Source organism: Micromonospora sp. NPDC047620 (genome assembly GCF_043205005.1).
Taxonomy (GTDB): domain Bacteria; phylum Actinomycetota; class Actinomycetes; order Mycobacteriales; family Micromonosporaceae; genus Micromonospora.
Genome location: NZ_JBIDDG010000098.1, coordinates 1 through 1583, shown reverse-complemented (window position 1 = coordinate 1583; position 1583 = coordinate 1). Strand labels below are relative to the sequence as shown.

The window sequence follows — 1583 nt, the reverse complement described above, 5'->3', positions numbered from 1 at the left end:
GAAGAACGTCTCGTTCAGCAGTCGCCGTACGTCTGGGCCTGCGTCCAGATACAGGCTGTACGGGTCGGCGATGAGGTCGAGGGCGTGACGTAGAACCGTCGTTCCGACGCTGAGTTCTTCGGAAGTGTTGGTGAGCGCTGCTTCGATGCGGTTGCGCTGAGCTTTGATTTCGATGAGTTTCATGCGCACCTCGGCTTGAGGCATCGAGCCATCGGCGAGCAGATCGATCAACCGGTTTTCGCGTTGGTCGAGTTCCTTCATTTGCCGGTTCAGGTTGGCGTGCAACTCTCGGGTGGTGTTCTGCTCGTCGGAGACGACTTGTTCGAGCAGGTGTCGCGTCGTGGCGGCGAAGTCGGTCGGCAGCTGCAGGGTGCGGTAGTGGTCGAGGATCGCTTCTTCGACGGTCTCGGCCGGCAGGTGGGGCAGGTCGCAGAGGCCTTGTTTGCTCCTGCGGCAGACGAAGTAGGCGTACCTCACTCGGTTGCGGCCGGTGGAGACGTTGTAGACCAACCTGGCGGTGGTGTCTTCGTCTCGGCAGCGTGCGCAGAAGAGCCACCCTTTCAGGTAGTGGGCGTGTATGCGGTCCCGGGTGCCGTTGCCGCTGCGTTTGCGCAATACGTTCTGCACACGTTCGAAGAGTTCGTGGTCGATCAGTGGCTCATGCCGGCCGGGATAGATCTGGCCCTTCCAGGTGACGTAGCCGACGTAGTAGGGATCGCGCAGCATGTTGTGGAGGGTCGCCGCGGAGACAGGCCGCGGGTTCGGCCGGGCGCCGGTGGGGCGGGATGTGAGGCCCATGTCGGCCATTGCTGCCTCGAGGTCCTCGATCGAGTAATCGCCGGTCGCGTAGAGCTCCCATGCCCGAACGACCAATGATGCGCGTTCTTCGTCGGTCTTGATGGTGTTGACCTGGCGGCCCTCGACGGTGATCCGTGCGTTGACGTAGCCGAGTTTTGCCCGGCTGCAGGTGCCGCCGTTCATGGCCTTGTTCAGCATCTTGGTGCTGATGTCCTGGCCCGACAACCGATTCTGGGTGTCGTTGAAGATGTCGGTGATGGCGGCCATCATGTCGCCGTAGATGCCGTCGCCGAAGTCTTCCTTGGCCGATATCAGCTTCACGCCCAGCAGGTCGAGTTGGCGTTTGGTGATGGCGGCGTCGATGTAGTTGCGGAAGGCGCGGGAGCGCATGTAGACGATGACGTACTTGATCTGCGGGTTCTGCTGAAGGTAGGTGAGCATCCGCTGGAACGCGGGGCGCTTCTCGATCGACTGAGCCGAGACTCCTGGCTCGACGAATTCCTGGACGATCTGGGCGGGCAGTGTGTGGGCTCGTTGTTCGACGATCGTGCGTTGGGTGGCAATGGAATTGCCGTCGGGGTCGATGTCGATGGCGGTGTTCAGTTGCTTCTTGTCCGAGACGCGCAGGTAGGCGACAGCGAGCGCGACGGTGCCGTTCAACGGGTTTCCTCCTCGATGGTTTTCGACTCTTTCGCCAGCTCGATGACGACTCGGCTCAGCCTGCGAAGATCCGGCGGCTCGCGCCGATCGCTTTCGATGTCAGCGGTCAGGTAATTCCCCCATTT

1 protein-coding gene is annotated in these 1583 nt (G+C 61.6%); it reads right to left on the bottom strand.

Annotated features, from left to right (window positions below; genetic code table 11):
• On the bottom strand, positions 1-1458 hold a 1458-nt coding region (locus ACGF5C_RS34400; protein ID WP_393308536.1), incomplete at its 3' end, for a recombinase family protein.
• Positions 1459-1583: the final 125 nt, after the last annotated feature.